Origin of the sequence: Fluviibacterium sp. S390 (assembly GCF_049800695.1) — a bacterium.
Lineage (GTDB): Bacteria > Pseudomonadota > Alphaproteobacteria > Rhodobacterales > Rhodobacteraceae > Meridianimarinicoccus.
Window position 1 is genome coordinate 86,961 of sequence record NZ_JBNAFN010000005.1, and the last position, 18,877, is coordinate 105,837.

Here is an 18,877-nt window from a genome sequence, read left to right on the forward strand (position 1 = left end):
GAATATTCGTGCTGCCGCTGCCTTGTTGTTTTCGATCTGTGTGTCCCCTGCCGCTTACGCGGGTGCAACAGTCAGTACTTCCAACGATCCGTCGGTCAGTGTCAACGGCCAGTTGAGCGCTCTGTTCGGTCAGGAAAAATCCGAGATCTCGCGCCTTGAGGAAGGCGACCTGCTGCGCCTCGTGGTGCCGCAGCCGTCCAACGCGCCGGTGCAAAGCGCGACGCCGTCCAAGCGCGAGAAGGTGCAGGTCAGCTACACCAAGGCGTGGCTGGCGGCCCAGCCTGCGCCGAAAGCCAGCGAAGATCTGCAATGCCTGTCCGAGGCGCTGTACTTCGAAGCGCGCGGCGAAAGCGTGAAGGGCCAGTTCGCGGTGGCCGAAGTCATCATGAACCGTGTGTCCTCGCCCAAGTACCCCAACTCGGTCTGCGGCGTCATCAATCAGGGCACCGGGCGCAAGTACCAGTGCCAGTTCACCTACACCTGCGATGGCCATCCCGAAGTGATCCGCGAGAAACGCGCCTATACCAACGTCAGCAAGGTCGCGGACGCGGTGCTGCGCGGCGTTGTCGAAGATCTGACCCAGGGTGCGACGCATTATCATACCAAGCAGGTGCGCCCGTCCTGGTCGCGCAAGTTCCCGCGTACCGCCACCATCGGCGTGCACCATTTCTATCGTCAGCCCTCGCGGGTGGCGACGCGCTGATTTCTGGTCTAAACCGGCCTTCTCCCGCCGCCGCGCCGTAGCAGAGAAGGACCGACCGTGACCGACCAGCCCACTGGCTTGAACCAGCGCCCCGTTGCGCCCGTGGATGTCCAGATGACCGCGCAAAGCGGGACGGCGGACAAGCTTCTGCTGCACGACCATATCCTTGAGGTCGAGATCGGCGCGTTCCAGCAGGAACGCGGCCACACCCAGCGGGTGCGTTTCAACATCGTGGCTGACCTGAAGCAGACCGCGCCGGGGGCCGCCCATGACGATGTGGACGGCATTCTCAGCTATGACGTGTTGCCCGAAGCGATCGAGGATGAACTGGCTGCTGGCCGGTTGAACCTGATGGAAACCCTGGCCGAAGGCGTCGCCGCGCGGGTTCTGGCGCACAAGCAGGTGGCGCAGGTCTGGCTGCGGGTGGAAAAGCTGGATCGTCTCAGCGGTGCCCTGGGGGTCGAGATCGTGCGCGCAGCACCTCTGGCCCCGGTGGCCGAGGCGCATGCCGTCCCCACCATGATTCTTGTGGATGACACGGTTCTGGCCGATCCCCGGCTGGTGGACCGGCTGGCCGAACTGGCCGGCGACGCGCCGACGGTGCTGTGCGTCAATCCGGTTTCCCAGGAACTGCCCGACTTCGACGGTCTGATTGCCCCGGTGGCGCGCCGCATCACGCTGCTGGCCTATGAGCAGGCGGCCTGGCGTTTGGCGTCGCTTGATCCGCGTTTTGTCGTGGTCGATTCGCGGACCGAGATGGACTGGGCGTTGCGCCACGACAACATCTCGGTCTGGGCGCCGTCGAAGATCGTCATTGATGCCCGGGACAACGCGCCGTCGTCGCTGACGATGCCGGTGCTGGCCGCGTGGCTGGCGCGACGGTTGGAGGCTGCGGAGGTTCTTTGGCTGACCACGGACCGCGAAACATCCCTGGACTTGGGGCAGGATCTTCCGCCCTTGCGGCCTGTGCCCCTGTCGTCCGGGACGTGATGGGATAGACTGCGGCCATGACCGCGTATTACCGCCCGCTTGTACAAACCGATGCCGCCCGTCCGCAAGACGCCCTGCCGCTGGCCGGAGGCTGGGGCTGGTTCACCCATGTTGAGGTGCTGCACCGGGACGCCCCGCCGCGCATTGCCAACGCCGATATCTTGCCACCGGATGTCCGGGATCGTCTGTGCACGCCCCGTGCCCCGCTGGCCGGGCTGACTCTGACCGACTCGCCGCGTCTCATGGGCATCGTGAATGTGACGCCCGACAGTTTTTCGGACGGCGGGCAGTTTCTGGCCGCCGAAACCGCCATCGCCCACGGACGCCAGTTGCGGGACCAGGGCGCGGACATCCTGGATATCGGCGGCGAATCGACCCGCCCTGGTGCTGTGGAGGTCTCGGTTGCGGATGAAATCGCCCGCACCGCGCCGGTGGTTTCGGCGCTGGCGGCGGATACATCAGTGCCGGTGTCCATCGACACCCGCAAGGCCGCTGTCGCCGCGCAGGCGCTGGCCGAAGGGGCGGCGCTCATCAACGACGTCTCGGCCATGGGCTTCGATCCCGAAATGGCAGCGACCATGGCCCGGGCCGCCGTGCCGGTCTGCCTGATGCACGCGCAGGGTTTGCCCGACACCATGCAACGCGATCCGCGCTATGGCGATGCGCTGCTGGATGTCTATGACGCGCTGGAGGCCGCCATTTTGCGTGCCGAGGCCGCAGGCATCCCGCGCGCCCGCATCCTCGCCGATCCCGGTATCGGGTTTGGCAAGACCACCGCCCACAATCTGGATCTTCTGCGCGGGCTGTCGCTGTTCCATGGGCTGGGCTGCGCGCTGCTGATCGGCGTGTCGCGCAAACGCTTCATCGGCGAGATCGGCGCGGCGCCCGAGGCGGCCGACCGCGTCCATGGCTCCATTGCCGTGGCCCTTGCCGCCGTGGCACAAGGGGCGCAAATCATCCGGGTCCACGATGTGGCGGCCACCAGACAGGCGCTCAGCCTGCACCGCGCCGTTACCGGCCCCCGCGAGACGAGGCAAGGAGCAATGCCATGAGCCAGCGCAAGCTTTTCGGAACCGACGGCGTGCGGGGGCGGGCCAACAGCCACCCGATGACCGCCGACCTCGTGCTGCGTCTGGGCGCCGCCGTGGGCCGCTATTTCCGTCGCGACGGATCGAACGGACACCGTGTGGTGATCGGCAAGGACACGCGGTTGTCGGGTTACATGCTGGAAACCGCGCTGACGGCGGGGCTGACCTCGACCGGCATGAACGTGCTGCTTCTGGGGCCGGTGCCGACCCCGGCGGTGGGGTTCCTGACGGCTTCGATGCGGGCCGATCTGGGGGTGATGATCTCGGCCAGCCACAACCCGTCCACCGACAATGGCATCAAGTTCTTCGGCCCCGATGGGTTCAAGCTGTCCGATGAGGCCGAGGTCGAGATCGAGGCGCTGGTCGAGGGGGAAATCGAACCCGCCCGTCCCGAGAACATCGGCCGGGCGCGGCGCATCGACGAAGGCCGGATGCGCTATGTCGAATACACCAAGACCACCTTTCCCCGCTCGTTGCGGCTGAACGGGCTGAAGATCGTGGTGGATTGCGCCAATGGCGCCGCCTATCGGGCCGCGCCTGAAATCCTGTGGGAGCTGGGCGCCGAGGTCGAGGCCATCGGCGTCACACCGGACGGGTTCAACATCAACAAGGGCGTCGGTTCTACCGCGCCGCAGGCCGCGGCGGCACGGGTTCTGGAAACCGGGGCCGATCTGGGCATTTGTCTGGATGGCGATGCCGATCGCATCATCCTGATCGACGAAACCGGGCAGATCACTGATGGCGACCAGCTGATGGGGCTTCTGGCCAGCCGCTGGGCCGACGAGGGCCGGCTGGCGGGCAACGCTCTGGTGGCGACGGTGATGTCGAACCTCGGGCTGGAACGGTTCCTGCAGGGCCGGGGGATTGGCCTGCAACGCACCAGGGTCGGCGACCGCTACGTGGTCGAGGAAATGCGCCGGGGCGGCTACAATCTGGGCGGCGAGCAGTCGGGCCATATCGTGATGACCGACTATGCCACCACCGGCGACGGGCTGATGGCCGGGTTGCAGGTCCTGGCGGCGATGGTGCAAAGCGGTCAACCGGCCTCCAGCCTGACCCGCGTGTTCGACCCGTGCCCGCAATTGCTGAAGAACGTCCGCTATGCGACCGGGGCCGATCCGCTGGACAGCGAACAGGTCAAGGCCGCGATCCGCGCGGCTGAAAGCGATCTGGAAGGGCAGGGCCGGCTGCTGATCCGCAAGTCCGGCACCGAACCGCTGATCCGCGTCATGGCCGAAGCCGAGGACGAGGGCCTGATGACCCGCATCGTCGATGGTCTGGTCGGAGAAATTCAGGCTGCGGTCTGATCCGGTCCGATCAGCGGCGTGACCGCACACGGGTCAGGGCAATCCCCGCCAGGATCAGTGCCATGGCCATGATCAGGTTCAGCGAGATCGGTTCGTCCAGCAGCAATGCGCCGAAGATCACCGACCAGACCGGCACCTGATAGGCGGTCAGGCTCATGAAGCCGGGCCCGGCGCTGCGCACGATCAGCACGCGGATCAGGTTGGCGATGCCGGTGGGCAGCACGCCGACCCAAAGCAGCGCCAACAGGGGCAGGCCGCCGGGAACCGTCGGCCACCCGTCGAAAACCAGGGCCAGAATCACCAGGACGATGGCGGCAATGCCGGTCATCAGCCGGGCCAGGCGGATCGGGTCGATGGGTGGGCAGCGGCGCGTCAGGATCGAGGCGCCAGCATAGCACAGCGCGGATCCGATGCAGGCGATGCGGCCGCCCATGGCCTCGCCGCCGCCAGCCAGCAAGTTACGCGGCCCGATCAGCAGGACAACACCCAGAAACCCGGCCACAACCCCGAAGGTGCGCCAGCGGGTCATGGTCTCGCCGGGCACGAAGACATGGGCCAGCGGCAGCACGAACAGGGCGACGGCAGCCATGGAAACGCCCGCGAAGGACGAGGGCACGGTTTGCAACCCCCAGGTCAGCAGCGCCATGGGCAATGCCGAACCCAGCATCGCGATGGCCAGGACAAAGCGCCAGGGCAAGGGGGTTGGGGGTCGGTGTTTGCCGGCCGCGGCCATCCCGGCCTCGATTGCCAGCAATGTCGCAGCACCGATCACCAGCCGTCCGGCGGCCAGCCACAGCGGCGACATGCCTTCCAGCGCCACGCTCATGCCCATGAAGGCGGTGCCCCAGATGATCCCGAGGCTGATCGTTCCGGCCCAGTGGACCGGGCGCGGATCGGAAGGGGCGGGGCTGGACATCAGGGTTCCGAAAGGGGGGCGGCGCCTGCCGCGAAAAAGGGCCCGGCGCGCCTGCAAGCGCGCCGGGCGGATCGCTTAGTTCTTTTCCTTGTCGACCATCTTGCCGGCCGAGATCCACGGCATCATGCCGCGCAGCTTGGCGCCGGTTTCCTCGATCAGATGCTCGTCGTTGGCCCGACGCGACGCCTTGATGGTCGGCTGACCGACGGCGTTTTCCAGCATGAAGTCACGCACGAACTTGCCCTGCTGGATGTCGGTCAGAACCGCTTTCATCCGGGCCTTGGTTTCGTCGTAGTTCAGGATGCGCGGGCCGGTGACGTACTGGCCGTACTCGGCGGTGTTCGAAATCGAGTAATCCATGTTGGCGATGCCGCCTTCATAGATCAGGTCAACGATCAGCTTCACTTCGTGCAGGCATTCGAAATAGGCCATTTCCGGCGCATAGCCGGCTTCGACCAGGGTTTCGAAGCCGCAGCGGATCAGTTCGACCAGACCGCCGCACAGAACCGCCTGCTCGCCGAACAGGTCGGTTTCGCATTCTTCGCGGAAGTTGGTCTCGATGATGCCCGAGCGGCCGCCGCCGATGGCCGAGCAATAGGACAGGCCGATCTCCAGCGCCTTGCCGGTGGAATCGGTGTCCACGGCCACAAGGCAGGGCACGCCGCCGCCCTTGACGTATTCGCCGCGCACGGTGTGACCGGGGCCCTTGGGCGCCATCATGATCACATCGATGCCTTCTTTCGGCTCGATCAGGCCGAAGTGCACGTTCAGGCCGTGGGCAAAGGCAATGGCCGCGCCGGGCTTGATGTTGTCGTGGACATATTTCTTGTAGGTCTCGGCCTGCAGTTCGTCGGGCATGGTGAACATGATCACGTCACACCAGGCCGCCGCTTCGGCGATGCCCATCACTTGCAGGCCTTCGGCTTCGGCTTTCTTGGCCGAGGCCGAGCCTTCGCGCAGGGCAACGACAAGGTTCTTGGCGCCGCTGTCGCGCAGGTTCAGCGCGTGGGCATGGCCTTGCGAGCCATAGCCGAGGATGGCGACTTTCTTGTCCTTGATCAGGTTCACATCGCAGTCACGGTCATAGTAGACGCGCATAGGGATCTCCTTCCCGATTGAATATGGGCGCAGCATAGGGGCTGATATCCGCAGGAACAGGAAGGAAAGGTTCGGAATATTGCCCCGCATCGAAATTGATATTCGTCAAAACCGGTGATACGCGGACAATCATGCAAATCGATGACATGGATCGCAGGCTGCTGCGTTATTATCAGGCCGACCCGACATTGTCGGCCGCCGCCCTGGCCGAAACCGCCGGGCTGACCCGCGCGGCCTGCTGGCGGCGGCTGGAAAAACTGCGCGCGGCGGGCGTGATCCGGGGCGTGCGCGCGGTGATCGACTGGGGCAAGCTGGGCTATGCGGTCGAGGTCTCGCTGCGGGTGGCGGTGGACAAGACCCAGCCCGGCGCCTTCGACGCGGTGGTGGCGCGGGCCCGCGAGATCCCCGAAGTGATCGAGATCCAGACCTTTCTGGGCCGGGTGGATATGCGCCTGTCGGTGCGGGCGCGCGACATGGCACACTACCAGCAGATCTACCACGACCGTATCCTGACCCTGCCGCATATCGCCGATATCGAAGGGCTGATGCGGGTGGCCACCATCAAGGATGACGAAAGTCTGCCGCTGTGATCGACCTGGACGATCTGGACCGCGCCCTGCTGCGGGCGTTGGCGGAAGATGCCAGCCAAAGCGCCGGGGCGCTGGGGCGGCACCTCGGCCTGTCCCAACCGGCCACCTGGCGGCGCATCCGGCGGCTGGAACAGGCGGGCATCCTTGCCGGGCGGCGGCTGGATCTGGACAAGACGCGGCTGGGCTTCGGCGTCACGGTGTTCCTGGGCATCAAGCTGGCCGCACGCGGCCGCACCAGCCTTGAGGATTTCGAACGCGCCATCAGCGCCATCCCCGAAGTGCAGGCCGTGCACCATGTGCTGGGCCGCTTCGATTATCGCGTGCGGGTCGTGGCGCGCGATCTGGCGGATTTCGAACGGGTACTGCGGCGGCGGATCATGACCCTGCCGTCGGTGGGCGATATCGAATCCAACGTGGTGCTGAGCGAAGAGATTCGCCCCGGTCCGCTGGAGGCCGCAGCACCGCCCGACGACTGAATCCCCTTTGCACCGGCCCCCCTCCCGCGTTAGCCCTTGAAGCAACACGCAACAGGAGGCTGCCATGGCACTGCTCAACACGATCGATCCCGAGGGTCTGGACGAATTCTCGGTGGTGTTCACCGATCGCTCGCTTAACCACATGTCCGCCACCTTCCAGCAGGTGATGCGCGACATCAGCACGATGCTGAAAGAGGTCTATCATGCCGAGGCCGTTGCGCTGGTGCCCGGCGGCGGCACCTACGGGATGGAGGCGGTCGCCCGCCAATTCGCCCGCGGTGCCCGCACGCTGGTGGTGCGCAACGGCTGGTTTTCCTATCGCTGGAGCCAGATTTTCGAAGCCGGGGCCTTTGCCGCCGACAGCACCGTGTTGAAGGCGCGCCAGACCGGAAACGGACCGGCGGCCCCCTTTGCCCCGGCGCCGATCGAGGACGTGGTGGCCCGCATTCACGCCGAAAAGCCCGATGTGGTGTTTGCCCCGCATGTAGAAACCTCTGCGGGCGTCATCCTGCCTGATACCTATGTGACGCAAATGGCCGCCGCCGCCCATGAAGTGGGCGCGCTGATGGTGCTGGATTGCATCGCGTCGGGCTGTGTCTGGATCGATATGGCCGCCACCGGGGTGGATGTGCTGATATCGGCCCCTCAGAAAGGCTGGTCGGCCTCGCCCTCGGCCGGGCTGGTGATGATGGGACCGCGCGCTTTGGCCCGGTTGGAACAGACCCAGTCGGACAGTTTCACGCTGGACCTGAAGAAGTGGCACCAGATCATGCAGGCCTATGAAAACGGCGGCCATGCCTATCACGCCACCATGCCCACCGATGCCCTGCGCGCCTTCCGCGACACCATGGCTGAAACGCGGGACTATGGGTTCGACCGGCTGCGCACGGCGCAATGGGCGCTTGGCGACGGGGTGCGGACGATTCTGGCGGACAAGGGCGTGACCTCGGTCGCCGCCGAAGGTTTCGGCGCGCCGGGCGTGGTGGTGAGCTATACCAGCGATCCGGCGATCCAGAACGGATCGAAATTCGCCGCCGAAGGTCTGCAGATCGCCGCCGGGGTGCCGCTGGCCTGCGACGAGCCCGAGGGGTTCATGACCTTCCGGCTGGGCCTGTTCGGGCTGGACAAGCTCTATGACGTGGAGGCCACGCTGGGGCGGTTGAAACCGGTTCTCGACAAGGTTCTGTGAGCGCGACCCTGGCCGGGGGCGGGAGCCTCCGGCAGGAGTATCTGCGCCAAGAAAAAGGGCGTCGGCGCGCTATCCCTTGGCGCCGAGGCCCAGTTGCATCAGGCGTTTGCGGACCGGGGCCAGACCATAAAGCGCGGCCAGACCGCTGCGGCGCAGGTCGCGCAGGGGTTGCGGGCTGAGCATCGAGGCGCGGTTCAGAAGGTCGACGCCGGCGATGCGGGCCAGCACCTCGGGGCGGCGGGCACGGGCGTAGCGGGCGAGGCTGTCAGGGCTGCCCAACTCCTGCGGGGCGGCGTCGATCAGGTCGAGCAGCGTGGCAAGGTCGGCCAGCGACATGTTCAGCCCCTGCGCACCAATAGGCGGCACCACATGCGCGGCCTCGGCCATCAACGCGACGCGGGGGGCGTCGAACCGGTCGGCGATCTGGCTGATGATCGGCCAGAGCGTGCGCTGGCTGGTGAGCGTCAGCGGGCCGTAAAGCCCGCCCGAACGCGCGGTGGCGGCGGCGGAAAACGCGTCCTCGTCCAGCGCCAGCAAACGGTGGGCTTCGGGCCCGTGCTCCATCCAGACCACGGCAGAGCAGGGCAGACCCTTGTGGTCGGGCAACGGCACCAGGGTGAAGGGGCCGCCCGAGCGGTGGATCTCGGTCGAGACGTTGTCGTGCGGGGCATCATGGGTGACGGCGAAGGCCAGCGCCTTTTGCGCATAGCGGGTGGTGCGGACGCCGATGCCGGCCTGTTGGCGCACCGTAGAGTTGCGGCCATCGGCGGCCACCACCAGACGGGCGCGGGCGCGGCTGCCGTCGGACAGTTGCACGATGGCCTCGGCGCTGCGGGGCAGCACATCGCGGACCCCGACGCCGGTGCGATGGGTGACGGTGGGCTGATCGGCCACGGCCGCAAGGAACTCGCGCCGCAGAAGCCAGTTCGACAGGTTCCAGCCGAAGGGGCGGCTGCTGATGTCGGCGGCGTCGAAATCGCGGGTCAGGCGCGGTTCGGTGGTCACCCCGCCTGCATCGACGATGCGCATGATCTGCAGGTCGGCGGCATGGGGTGCCAGACGGTCCCAGACACCGATGCGATCAAACAGATCGCGGGACGGTTGCAGGAAGGCGGTGCTGCGCAGATCGGCGCCTTGCACGTCGCGCTCGGTCACCGGGACGGCGGGATCGACGCAGAGGGTGCGCAGGCCGAGATGGCCAAAGGCCGTGGCCGCCGCAAGACCGGCGATGCCGCCGCCGGCGACCACGATGTCAAAGTCCTGGATTGCGCTGCTCATGGTGTTCCCCGCCTGGTTCCGTTGCACAAGATAACGGTTTCTGCGGCGGGGGCGAGAGCGGCGTCTGGCCGCGCAGGCTCAGCCGCGCGAGATCAGCACCAGAACCAGCGCCATGACGCCGACCAGGGTCAGGGCCGGAACGATCAGACCGGCAAAACCAAACAGCGCGATGGACCCGCCCCAGGTGGCAAGGGCCAGAACGGCGACAAGCAGGGTAACGAATTCGGTTCCGGTCCAGCGTTGGCTGTGGATCGGGTGATCGGGTGTGGCGGTCATGGAAGGATCCTCGTGGCAGGGGGCGTGATGCCGCCAGATGCCACAAGAAATGCTGCAGGTGCAAACATGTTCGCCGTCGCAGCGACCCTAGTCGCGGATCTGCAACAGGAAGCCCGTCAGATCGTCGGTGTGATAGTGGATGTGATCGGCCTCCGTGGCCTCGTGTTCAGGCGCCACATGCACCGTGCCAAGCCCCAGCCTGTGCGGCACGGCAAGGTTTCGCGGATCGTCTTCGAACATCACTGCCTGCTCCGGCGCAATCCGGGCGCGGGCGAAGACGGTTTCAAAGGCTTCGCGGGCCGGCTTGGGATGATAGGCGGCGTGTTCGATGCCGTAGATGGACTCGAACAGGCCCGACAGGCCACGGGCCGCCAGAACCCGTTCGGCGTAGGGGGCAGAGCCATTGGTATAGACCAGCTTGCGCCCCGGCAGCGCCGCGATGGCAGCGCGCAGGTCAGGGTCGGGCGACAGCGGCGCCATGTCGATGTCATGCACATCCACAAGATACGGCACCGGGTCGAGGTCATGTTCGGCCATCAGCCCGGCAAGGGTGGTGCCATACAGATCCCAGTAGTGCTTGCGCAGGCGGTCGGCTTCGGCGCGGGGCACGTCCAGCGCGGTCATCACGTAGTCTGTCATCCGCACCTCGATCTGATCGCACAGCCGGGCCTGCGGCGGGTAAAGCGTGTTGTCGAGATCGAAGATCCAGACGCGGCGGGTGTTCAGGGCGCGGGGCATGATGCGGGTTTGGCGCAGTTCTGCCGTGGCCGCAAGCATCGGCTTGCCCTTTTGCCGGGGAAAACGGTAGTTTGGGCCGCGAGGAGGACCGCAATGTCCGTCAGCAAACACCCCAACAAGGATGCCTACGAGTTGATCCTGGATGCGATCGACGTGGGCGTCTTCCGGCCCGGCGACCGTCTGGTCGAAAGCGAACTGGCCGAGCGGTTCGGCGTGTCTCGGACCCCCATCCGGGAGGCCCTGCAGCGGCTGGAAACCCAGTCCCTGCTGGCGCGCGACGGGCGTAGCCTGATCGTGGCCTCATTGGATCACAACCAGTTGGCCGAGCTCTATGTGGTGCGGGCCGAACTGGAAGGGCTGGCCGCGCGCCTGGCCGCCCAGCATTCGACGCTGGAGGAGATCCGGGTATTGCGCGACATGGTGGCCAGCGATCTGGAGCTGATCGACGATCCCAGCGCCCTGTCACGGGCCAACAAGCGGTTTCATCGGCAGATTCATCTGGCCTCGCACAACCGCTACCTGGTGCAGCAACTGGACCTCGTGCATCGGACCATGGCGCTTCTGGCCTCGACCTCGCTGGCGGTGGAGGGGCGCGGGGAGACCGCGCTTGCCGAACATGCCGCCATTGTCGATGCGATCGCGGGGCGCGACGGGGACGGGGCCGAGGCGGCCCTGAAGGTTCATATCTCGAAAGCCTTCGAGACCCGGCTGAAGCACGATTCGGCCAATATGGACGCGGTGTCCTGATCCCTCCTCAGGCGGGCAGACCGGTGCCGGGGGCCGGTGTCTCGTCCAGCCCATGTTCGGTCTTGTCCCAGAAGAACGGCCGGTAGGCCATCTCGACCAGCGCCTTCAGAGCGGCCAGAGATTGCAGCATGAAATAGGGGTTCAGCGCCAGTATCCACGGCGTCAGGGCGCGGTGATGGCTGCGACGCAGCGCAAGGACGGCCAGCGCCAGATTTATCCCCTCGCACAAGATCAGCACGGCGGTGATGGCGATCAGCGCCCCGGTCGACAGCAGGTCCTGCAAAGGATGCGGCAGACCCAGGGCGATCAGCCACCAACTCCACAGCGCGGGGGCCAGCAGGGCCTGCACCAGCGCGCTGAGCAGGATCACCTGAACCGCGAAGAAGCCGCGCGGGCCAAGGTCGCGCCAAAGTTGCCGTGGCCGGCGCATATGCGTGGCATAGGTCATGGCATAGCCCTTCATCCAGCGCGAACGCTGGCGGATCCACGGCCAGATGCGGCAGTTGGCCTCTTCCATGGTGGTGCTGACGATCAATTCGGTCCGATAGCCGTGACGATACAGTCGAATGCCCAGATCCGCGTCCTCGGTGACGTTGAACGCATCCCAGGCGCCGATTTTTTCCAGCACCTCGCGGCGGAAGAACAGGGTGGTGCCGCCCAGGGGGATCGGCAGGCCCATGCGTGAAATGCCAGGCAGCACCATGGTGAACCACACCGCGTAGTCGATGGTGAAACAGCGCGACAACCAGTTCTGTCGGGCATTGTAGAACGACAGCCGACCCTGCAGGCAGGCGATGTCGGGCGGGGCCTCGTTGAAACGGGTGACCACATGGGCAATCTGGTCCGGGTCGGGTGCGTCCTCGGCATCATAGACCCCGACAATGCTGCCCCGGCAGTGATCCAGCGCGTGGTTCATGGCCCGAGGCTTGGTCTTCACCATCCCTTCGGGCACGGTCAGCACCCGGATGTGCACCGGCAGAACCGTGCGTTTCAGGCAATCGCGGGTGACGGTATCGTCGGATTCCACGATCAGGCAGATGTCCAGAAGGGCGGCGGGATACTTGATCCGTTGCAGGCGGCGCAGCAAACGCTCGGCAATGCGATCCTCGCGGTAGAGCGGCACCAGAAGCGACACCACCGGCCGCTTCAACCGCGTTGGCGGGTGCAGGCGGATGATCTTGGCGCCCTCGTGTGCGGCTGGTCTGCGAAACGCTGCAACCCCCGCCATGGTCTTGAGCGCGGTCAACGAGATCAACGCCAGCAGGGCCAGACAGGTCAGCAGCCAGAAGGCCAGAACCGGCGCGGCGACAAATCCCGCGACAACGCCAAGGGAAAGGCCGATGGCGGCGAGGCGGAACGGACGGCAGGTCCAGGCGCGGCAGCTGTGCAACGCGGTCAGCCGGGCTTCGTTGCGATGGCGGATTTCCAGTGGCAGGCAGCGGTTGAGACTGCGCCGCAATCCGGTTTCCGAAGTCAGCGCCAGCATGACCGGGCCGAACAGGGCCTCCAGCGCCGGGCGCTCGGCCTCGAACCGTTCGGGATAGACGGCGGCGATGACCGTCGCCGCGCCAATGCGGCGCCAGGGCACCATGCGATGCTGCAGGCAGGCCTCCAGCCCCATCGCCTGGATCAGCGTGGGATCGGGGGCATGGGCTTCCAGATCGATGCGGCGTGCGCCCCATTGGTCTTCCAGCGCCGCAAGCAAATCGTGTTCCGCCAGTCCGTTTTCCACCTGAAGCAGCGCGCCCAGATGCGCGGCCATGGTGCGCTGACGCAGCAACAGGCTGGCCAGTTGCGGTTTGGTGATCAGGTGTTTCGCACACAGGATTTCCCCCAAACGTGTGCGGGGGGGCGACACAGCCGTTGTGGACGGGCGGGTGCCCGTGCCTGCGACAACAGAAAGAAGCTGGCCTTCCATGGCGGGTTCCTTGTGTAGGACCCGCCAAGGGTGTCGCCAGCTTGGTTAAATCGCCCTTAATTCAAAAGCGACTCACCCGTGCGCTCAGGCCATAGCGGCGCGAAACCGCTCAAACAGGTAGAAACTGTCCTGCGGGCCGGGGCTGGCTTCGGGGTGATGCTGCACCGAGAATACCGGGCGATCGGCCATGCGGATGCCGCAGTTTGAGCCATCGAACAGCGAGACATGAGTCTCGATCACGCCTTCGGGCAGAGTTTGGCTGTCGACGGTGAACCCATGGTTCATCGAGGTAATCTCGACCTTGCCGGTGTCCAGATCCTTGACCGGGTGGTTGGCGCCGTGATGGCCGTGGTTCATCTTGACCGTCTGCGCCCCCAGGGCCAGCGCCAGCATCTGGTGGCCAAGGCAAATGCCAAAGACCGGCAGATCGGTGGTGTCCAGGATCTCGCGGATCATCGGCACGGCATAGGTGCCGGTGGCGGCCGGATCGCCGGGGCCGTTCGACAGGAACACGCCTTGCGGGTCGTGGGCCAGAACCTCCTCGGCGGTGGCGGTGGCGGGCAGCACGGTCACATCGCAGCCCGCAGAGGCCAGACAGCGCAGGATGTTGCGCTTGGCACCATAGTCGATGGCCACGACCTTGGGGGCTTCTCCCTCGCGCTTGCCATAGCCATCGGGCCAGGCCCAGCGGGTCTCATCCCAATTGTAAGACTGGGCGCAGGTCACATCCTTGGCCAGATCCTTGCCCACCAGCCCGTCGAAACCGCGCGCGGCAGCCACCAGTGCCTCGATGTCGAAATTTCCGTCGGGATTGTGTTCCAGCGCCACATGGGGCGCGCCCTGCTGGCGGATGGCGCGGGTCAGGCGGCGGGTGTCGACCCCGCCCATGCCGATCCGGCCCTGCTTGGCCAGCCACGGTCCCAGCTCCTGCTGGGTGCGCCAGTTCGAGGCCAGTGTCGGATCCCATTTCACCACCATGCCCTCGGCCACCGGTTGGGCGGTTTCGTCATCCTCGGCGTTGGTGCCGACGTTGCCGATATGCGGGAAGGTGAAGGTCACGATCTGGCCCGCGTAGGAGGGGTCGGTCATGATTTCCTGATAGCCGGTCATTGCCGTGTTGAAGCACAGTTCGGCGGTGGTTCGCCCGGTTGCTCCGAACCCGATTCCGTAGAACAGGGTGCCATCAGCCAGGGCGAGGCAGGCGGTAGGCGCGGGCGTTGCGGACATGGCGCATCTCCGTGGGAAGCAAAGGGAAAAATCGTACGATCCCTAAGGGGGGGCGCAGGGCGGGTCAAGGGTTCGTGAACACGACCACCCGCGCGAGTCATCGAACCCTTGTCACATTCCTGTCACCGACCTACAACGCGGGTTGGAGTTTTATGGGGATGAAGCACCGATGGACCTTAAAACCAAGGTTTCGAGCCAACTCAAACAGGCGATGAAGGACAAGGACACCCGCCGGTTGTCCACCCTGCGCCTGATCAATGCCGCCATCAAGGATCTGGAGATCGCCAAGCGCAATTGCGAAGAGGGCGATGACGCTGCCCTGGGTAATGACGAAGTGCTTGGCATTCTGACCAAGATGGTCAAACAGCGCCGCGAAAGCGAACGCGCCTATGAAGAGGGCGGTCGTCTTGAACTGGCCGAGCAGGAGCGCGAGGAAGCCGAAATCATTTCGGAATTCCTGCCCAAGCCGCTGAGCGACGCGGAAAAGGAGCAGGCCATCCAGGAAGCCATCGCCGACAGCGGCGCGGGTTCGTTGCGCGACATGGGCAAGGTGATGAGCCTGCTGAAACAGCGCCACGCCGGGCGGCTGGATTTTGCCACCGTCGGGCCGGAAGTGCGCGAGCGTCTGGCCTCGTAGCACCCTTGGCACCGTGACGATCTGATGGGAAAGGGCCTTTCGGGGCCCTTTTTCTATGTGCGCGGCCGATGACCCGGCGCAGCGCTGGCCGCAATGCGGGGCAGAAGGTCGGCGAGAATCAGGTAAAGATCCGCGCGTTCGTCGCTGGACAGGAACGCGCCCAGTTCAACCTCGCGCCCGGCCCCTTTCAGGGTCAGGTATTTCTCTACCGGTCCGGTCTTGTCGTGCAGATGCACCGACACCCAATAGGGATTCGCCTGCCAGGATTGATCCGACGCCCGGCGGGCGCGGCGGGTAAGGGTCACGAGATCGGACCACAGGGTCAACTCTTCCAGGATCTCGCCATCGCGATAGTTCTTCTGCAGCAACGCCCACATCAGCCCCAGTGCCAACATCACGAAGGGCAACAGCCCCCACAGCACCGGCGTACCGATCACCGCCAGAAGCGGCAGCAGCACCAGTCCGAAGGTGATGGCGATGAACAGCACGAATCCCTTCTTGGGCAGGGATCGGTGCGGCCACAGGTGCAGCACCGCCAGCGGCGTCTGCCCCCGGTCATGAAAAGAGGCCCCGGAAATCTCCGGGGCCTCCTTCGTCTCATTGACCCATTCGATGGGCATTCAGTGCGCGTGGCCCTTGTCCCAGTCGCTCTGCTTGGGGAGCGTCTCGAACGTGTGCTCCGGCGGCGGCGAGGGCAGGGTCCATTCCAGCGTGTCCGCGTATTCGTTCCAGTAGTTGTTCTCGGTCACCTTCTGGCCGCGCGTCAGCGTGTACCAGACGATGTAGATGAACAGAACGAACGAGGCGAAGGAGATGAACGCGCCGATCGAGGAGACCGTGTTCCAGAAGGCAAAGGCTTCGGGATAGTCGATGTAGCGGCGCGGCATACCCTGACGGCCCAGGAAGTGCTGCGGGAAGAAGGTCAGGTTGGAACCGATGAACATCATCCAGAAGTGGATGCGGCCCAGTCCCTCGGGATACTGCCGTCCCGACATCTTGCCGATGTAGAAGTAGATCCCGGCGAAGATCGCGAAGACCGCCCCCAGCGACATCACATAGTGGAAGTGTGCCACCACATAGTAGGTGTCATGATAGGCCCGGTCCACAGCCGCCTGGCTGAGCACGATGCCGGTCACACCACCCACGGTGAACAGGAACAGGAAGCCGAAGGCCCAGAGCATGGGCACCTTGAATTCCACCGAACCGCCCCACATGGTCGCGATCCAGCTGAACACCTTCACCCCGGTGGGCACGGCGATCACCATCGTGGCCAGCATGAAGTAGGACTGCTGCGTCAGCGACATGCCCACGGTGTACATGTGGTGCGCCCAGACGACGAATCCCAGAACCCCGATGGCCACCATCGCCCAGACCATCGGCAGGTAGCCGAAGATCGGCTTGCGCGAGAAAGTCGCGATGACATGGCTGATGATGCCAAAGCCGGGCAGGATGATGATGTAGACTTCCGGGTGGCCGAAGAACCACAGGATGTGCTGGTAGAGGATCGGGTCACCGCCACCGGCCGGGTCGAAGAAGGTCGTCCCGAAATTGCGGTCGGTCAGCAGCATGGTGATGGCGCCTGCCAGAACCGGCAGCGACAGCAGGATCAGCCAGGCCGTGACGAAGATCGACCACGAGAACAGCGGCACCTTGAACAGGGTCATCCCCGGCGCGCGCATGTTCAGGAAGGTGGTGATCATGTTGATCGCGCCCAGGATCGAGCTGGCGCCCGACACGTGGACCGCGAAGATCGCCAGATCCATCGACATGCCGGCCTCGGTCGTCGAGAGCGGTGGATAGAGCACCCAGCCCACCCCTGAACCAAGCTGGCTGTTGCCCCCCGGTGTCAGCATCGAGGCAACGCCCAGGCAAACGCCGGTGACATAGAGCCAGAACGACAGGTTGTTCAGACGCGGAAACGCCATGTCCGGCGCGCCGATCTGCAACGGCATGAAATAGTTGCCGAAACCGCCGAACAGGGCCGGAATCACCACGAAGAACATCATCAGGACGCCGTGATAGGTGATCATCACGTTCCAGATATGTCCGTTCGGGGTGCAGGGGTCGGCCATGAAGCCTTCCATGCACATGAACTGCACACCGGGGCTCATCAGCTCCAGCCGCATGAACACGGTGAAAAGGACCGAGATCAGACCGACAACACCTGACACGAACAGGTAGAGGATCCCGATATCCTTGTGGTTGGTAGACATGAACCAACGAGTGAACCAGCCGCGCTGGTCTTCATGGTCATGGCCGTGAATGGCTGCGTCCGCCATACGTGCCTCCCGATTGCTAATTCCTACCGGACGCAGGGGTCCGGACTTCACGATGTTTGTAGTCGTCCGCCCATGCCGGTGCAATGACAGACAGCGGTTTGATCTGTGTCATTGTACCGCCACTGTGTGCGCCCTTAGCGTGGCAGTCTCGGCGCGTAAAGCGCCATTGAAGCTTGGAAAATCAGACTATCGCATATGAGCATGCGAAGGCCGCGACATTTTGTTACGGTTGTTTCGGGCAAGTCTGTATCCAACGGTGTGTGACGCCCTGCGGCATTCGCCTCACCCTCGTTGTGCTTGATCCAGTTTGCACAATCGGCGCAGCAGATCCGCGATGCTCTTGTCGGCGCACGTGACATCGACACCTTTGGACCAGCCCTCCACTTCCGCAATCAACTCTGCCGGCAGCGCGCAATCGCAGGACTGCAAGCGATCGATCATGGCCTTCGCGAGGTTTTGCAACGCCGGAGGCTGGTTGTAGGTGTCGGGATCCACAAGGGTGCGGGCCTTGTAATACTCATAGTCCCACCACTTGGGATCCTTGTCGACGGCGGTGCGGTCGGCGGGACTCATCCGGCCCATCAGGTTCCGGTTGGCCGGATACAGATGGTGGAGCGCATAGGCTACAAGATCCTCGCGCAACACCCAAGGCGTCGGTTCTTTCCAGTTCAGCTGCCGCGCCGCGATGAATTCCACCTGTGGTGTGTGCGCGTTTTCCCGGAATTCCCGGTTGCGTGTCATGAAGTACAGCAACGACGTCGGGATACCCGAGTTGCTGTTGGCCAGCGCCGGCGGCTCTGCATCCAAAATGTCATAGAAGGAACTGACCGCATCCGAACTGGCCAGCCGGACAGTCACACGTTCCACGCCCGGAACCTGGCTCCAGGCATGTACAAGCCAGTTCCAACGGGCCGTGTCGATATTGCCGCGCACGAACCGGTCCAACGAGATATCGGACCACACACCCCACTGCCACCAGGCGCTGTTGAGCCATTCCACTGGCGGCCGGACAAAGACCACCGCATGGGCTGACAGGTTTTCCTTTTCGAGGAAACGTGCTTCGGCGAACTGTTTGGCGCGATTGATCCAGCCCTCGGCGGACAGGATGGGCGTGCGGCCGTCCTCGACAATCTTGCGCAGGTGGCCCGGCATCTGTTCCATCCAAGGGTTGGGCTGGTTCGGGCTGGCATCGGGGGATGATGTATACCCGAAGACCGACTTGCGGGCGTCTTTGGTGATGTCATCGCCCGCGATCAACCCGCCACGATGATGCGCCGCGACATAGGAAAATCGTTGTCCCGTGCGCGACTGGAAGTCCGGCTGTTGCGACAGCGTCGCCTGCAGCGAACTGCTGCCGCATTTCGGCGCGCCAATGTGCAGGACAATGTCTTCCTTGATACTCATGACTGCAACTTTCCAT

The 18,877-nt window shown here is 64.7% G+C and carries 19 protein-coding genes; 9 read left to right on the forward strand and 10 right to left on the reverse strand.

Features of this window, described 5'->3' with window-relative positions:
• The first annotated feature begins 112 nt into the window (after positions 1 to 112).
• The 4 genes from ACP15K_RS05730 to glmM are packed head-to-tail and all read left to right on the forward strand — an operon-like array spanning position 113 to position 4,088.
• A complete protein-coding gene (locus ACP15K_RS05730; RefSeq protein WP_424990032.1) occupies positions 113 to 703 on the forward strand; it encodes a cell wall hydrolase in 591 nt (196 codons plus the stop codon).
• Positions 704 to 760: 57 nt separating this feature from the next.
• On the forward strand, positions 761 to 1,693 hold the full coding sequence (locus ACP15K_RS05735; protein WP_424990033.1) for a dihydroneopterin aldolase: 933 nt from the start codon (positions 761 to 763) through the stop codon (positions 1,691 to 1,693).
• 17 nt (positions 1,694 to 1,710) lie between these two features.
• Positions 1,711 to 2,745: a dihydropteroate synthase gene (gene folP / locus ACP15K_RS05740; RefSeq protein ID WP_193142449.1), complete on the forward strand. Its 1,035-nt coding sequence runs from the start codon at positions 1,711 to 1,713 to the stop codon at positions 2,743 to 2,745.
• Positions 2,742 to 4,088, forward strand: a complete 1,347-nt coding sequence (gene glmM / locus ACP15K_RS05745; protein ID WP_424990034.1) for a phosphoglucosamine mutase — start codon at positions 2,742 to 2,744, stop codon at positions 4,086 to 4,088. The genes folP and glmM overlap by 4 nt, the downstream gene beginning before the upstream one ends.
• Before the next feature lie 10 nt (positions 4,089 to 4,098).
• On the opposite strand, the gene ACP15K_RS05750 is transcribed toward glmM, so the two are convergent.
• Entirely contained in the window at positions 4,099 to 5,004 is a 906-nt protein-coding gene (locus ACP15K_RS05750; protein ID WP_424990035.1) for a DMT family transporter, read from the reverse strand.
• A gap of 75 nt (positions 5,005 to 5,079) precedes the next feature.
• Positions 5,080 to 6,102, reverse strand: a complete 1,023-nt coding sequence (ilvC, locus tag ACP15K_RS05755) for a ketol-acid reductoisomerase (RefSeq protein WP_193142446.1) — start codon at positions 6,100 to 6,102, stop codon at positions 5,080 to 5,082.
• Positions 6,103 to 6,233: 131 nt separating this feature from the next.
• Between ilvC and ACP15K_RS05760 the strand changes: the two genes are divergently transcribed.
• From ACP15K_RS05760 to ACP15K_RS05770, 3 genes are all read left to right on the forward strand, one after another.
• The gene (locus ACP15K_RS05760) at positions 6,234 to 6,692 is read left to right on the forward strand and encodes an Lrp/AsnC family transcriptional regulator (RefSeq protein ID WP_193142445.1); all 459 of its coding nucleotides are present in this window, start codon (positions 6,234 to 6,236) and stop codon (positions 6,690 to 6,692) included.
• Positions 6,689 to 7,168, forward strand: coding sequence for an Lrp/AsnC family transcriptional regulator (locus ACP15K_RS05765; RefSeq protein ID WP_193142444.1), 480 nt, complete (start codon positions 6,689 to 6,691; stop codon positions 7,166 to 7,168). Before ACP15K_RS05760 ends, ACP15K_RS05765 begins: the two co-directional genes overlap by 4 nt.
• Positions 7,169 to 7,232: 64 nt before the next feature.
• A complete protein-coding gene (locus ACP15K_RS05770) occupies positions 7,233 to 8,357 on the forward strand; it encodes an aminotransferase class V-fold PLP-dependent enzyme (protein ID WP_193142443.1) in 1,125 nt (374 codons plus the stop codon).
• Positions 8,358 to 8,426: 69 nt separating this feature from the next.
• On the opposite strand, the gene ACP15K_RS05775 is transcribed toward ACP15K_RS05770, so the two are convergent.
• From ACP15K_RS05775 to ACP15K_RS05785, 3 genes are all read right to left on the reverse strand, one after another.
• The gene (locus ACP15K_RS05775; RefSeq protein ID WP_424990036.1) at positions 8,427 to 9,635 is read right to left on the reverse strand and encodes a UbiH/UbiF family hydroxylase; all 1,209 of its coding nucleotides are present in this window, start codon (positions 9,633 to 9,635) and stop codon (positions 8,427 to 8,429) included.
• Positions 9,636 to 9,713: 78 nt separating this feature from the next.
• Positions 9,714 to 9,911 carry a hypothetical protein gene (locus ACP15K_RS05780; RefSeq protein WP_424990037.1) on the reverse strand — a complete coding sequence of 66 codons (198 nt, stop codon included), beginning with the start codon at positions 9,909 to 9,911 and terminating at the stop codon, positions 9,714 to 9,716.
• Positions 9,912 to 9,998: 87 nt separating this feature from the next.
• Positions 9,999 to 10,649, reverse strand: coding sequence for a pyrimidine 5'-nucleotidase (locus tag ACP15K_RS05785; protein WP_424990091.1), 651 nt, complete (start codon positions 10,647 to 10,649; stop codon positions 9,999 to 10,001).
• A 93-nt stretch (positions 10,650 to 10,742) separates the two neighbouring features.
• Between ACP15K_RS05785 and ACP15K_RS05790 the strand changes: the two genes are divergently transcribed.
• Complete coding sequence (locus ACP15K_RS05790) at positions 10,743 to 11,396, forward strand: GntR family transcriptional regulator (RefSeq protein WP_193142440.1); 654 nt, start codon at positions 10,743 to 10,745, stop codon at positions 11,394 to 11,396.
• A 7-nt stretch (positions 11,397 to 11,403) separates the two neighbouring features.
• Here the strand turns inward: ACP15K_RS05790 and ACP15K_RS05795 are convergent, their stop codons facing one another.
• Positions 11,404 to 13,314 (reverse strand): glycosyltransferase, encoded by a 1,911-nt coding sequence (locus ACP15K_RS05795; protein WP_193142439.1) that lies wholly within the window; start codon positions 13,312 to 13,314, stop codon positions 11,404 to 11,406.
• Positions 13,315 to 13,398: 84 nt separating this feature from the next.
• Positions 13,399 to 14,541 carry a glutamine-hydrolyzing carbamoyl-phosphate synthase small subunit gene (gene carA / locus ACP15K_RS05800; protein WP_193142438.1) on the reverse strand — a complete coding sequence of 381 codons (1,143 nt, stop codon included), beginning with the start codon at positions 14,539 to 14,541 and terminating at the stop codon, positions 13,399 to 13,401.
• 169 nt (positions 14,542 to 14,710) lie between these two features.
• Between carA and ACP15K_RS05805 the strand changes: the two genes are divergently transcribed.
• Positions 14,711 to 15,178, forward strand: coding sequence for a GatB/YqeY domain-containing protein (locus ACP15K_RS05805; protein ID WP_193142435.1), 468 nt, complete (start codon positions 14,711 to 14,713; stop codon positions 15,176 to 15,178).
• A gap of 53 nt (positions 15,179 to 15,231) precedes the next feature.
• On the opposite strand, the gene ACP15K_RS05810 is transcribed toward ACP15K_RS05805, so the two are convergent.
• From ACP15K_RS05810 to ACP15K_RS05820, 3 genes are all read right to left on the reverse strand, one after another.
• A complete protein-coding gene (locus ACP15K_RS05810) occupies positions 15,232 to 15,798 on the reverse strand; it encodes a DUF2244 domain-containing protein (protein ID WP_193142434.1) in 567 nt (188 codons plus the stop codon).
• The gene (gene ctaD, locus ACP15K_RS05815) at positions 15,799 to 17,457 is read right to left on the reverse strand and encodes a cytochrome c oxidase subunit I (RefSeq protein ID WP_193142433.1); all 1,659 of its coding nucleotides are present in this window, start codon (positions 17,455 to 17,457) and stop codon (positions 15,799 to 15,801) included. It lies immediately after the preceding gene.
• A 282-nt stretch (positions 17,458 to 17,739) separates the two neighbouring features.
• Positions 17,740 to 18,861: a hypothetical protein gene (locus tag ACP15K_RS05820; protein WP_424990038.1), complete on the reverse strand. Its 1,122-nt coding sequence runs from the start codon at positions 18,859 to 18,861 to the stop codon at positions 17,740 to 17,742.
• Positions 18,862 to 18,877 lie beyond the last annotated feature (16 nt).

Bases quoted from the DNA above. Each gene is read 5' to 3' on its own strand.
- ACP15K_RS05795 (WP_193142439.1), bottom strand. From the start codon at position 13,314: ATGGAAGGCCAGCTTCTTTCTGTTGTCGCAGGCACGGGCACCCGCCCG.
- carA (WP_193142438.1), bottom strand. From the start codon at position 14,541: ATGTCCGCAACGCCCGCGCCTACCGCCTGCCTCGCCCTGGCTGATGGC.
- ACP15K_RS05750 (WP_424990035.1), bottom strand. From the start codon at position 5,004: ATGTCCAGCCCCGCCCCTTCCGATCCGCGCCCGGTCCACTGGGCCGGA.
- ACP15K_RS05805 (WP_193142435.1), top strand. From the start codon at position 14,711: ATGGACCTTAAAACCAAGGTTTCGAGCCAACTCAAACAGGCGATGAAG.
- ACP15K_RS05760 (WP_193142445.1), top strand. From the start codon at position 6,234: ATGCAAATCGATGACATGGATCGCAGGCTGCTGCGTTATTATCAGGCC.
- ACP15K_RS05810 (WP_193142434.1), bottom strand. From the start codon at position 15,798: ATGCCCATCGAATGGGTCAATGAGACGAAGGAGGCCCCGGAGATTTCC.
- folP (WP_193142449.1), top strand. From the start codon at position 1,711: ATGACCGCGTATTACCGCCCGCTTGTACAAACCGATGCCGCCCGTCCG.
- glmM (WP_424990034.1), top strand. From the start codon at position 2,742: ATGAGCCAGCGCAAGCTTTTCGGAACCGACGGCGTGCGGGGGCGGGCC.
- ACP15K_RS05770 (WP_193142443.1), top strand. From the start codon at position 7,233: ATGGCACTGCTCAACACGATCGATCCCGAGGGTCTGGACGAATTCTCG.
- ACP15K_RS05785 (WP_424990091.1), bottom strand. From the start codon at position 10,649: ATGCCCCGCGCCCTGAACACCCGCCGCGTCTGGATCTTCGATCTCGAC.
- ACP15K_RS05790 (WP_193142440.1), top strand. From the start codon at position 10,743: ATGTCCGTCAGCAAACACCCCAACAAGGATGCCTACGAGTTGATCCTG.
- ACP15K_RS05775 (WP_424990036.1), bottom strand. From the start codon at position 9,635: ATGAGCAGCGCAATCCAGGACTTTGACATCGTGGTCGCCGGCGGCGGC.
- ilvC (WP_193142446.1), bottom strand. From the start codon at position 6,102: ATGCGCGTCTACTATGACCGTGACTGCGATGTGAACCTGATCAAGGAC.
- ACP15K_RS05820 (WP_424990038.1), bottom strand. From the start codon at position 18,861: ATGAGTATCAAGGAAGACATTGTCCTGCACATTGGCGCGCCGAAATGC.
- ctaD (WP_193142433.1), bottom strand. From the start codon at position 17,457: ATGGCGGACGCAGCCATTCACGGCCATGACCATGAAGACCAGCGCGGC.
- ACP15K_RS05780 (WP_424990037.1), bottom strand. From the start codon at position 9,911: ATGACCGCCACACCCGATCACCCGATCCACAGCCAACGCTGGACCGGA.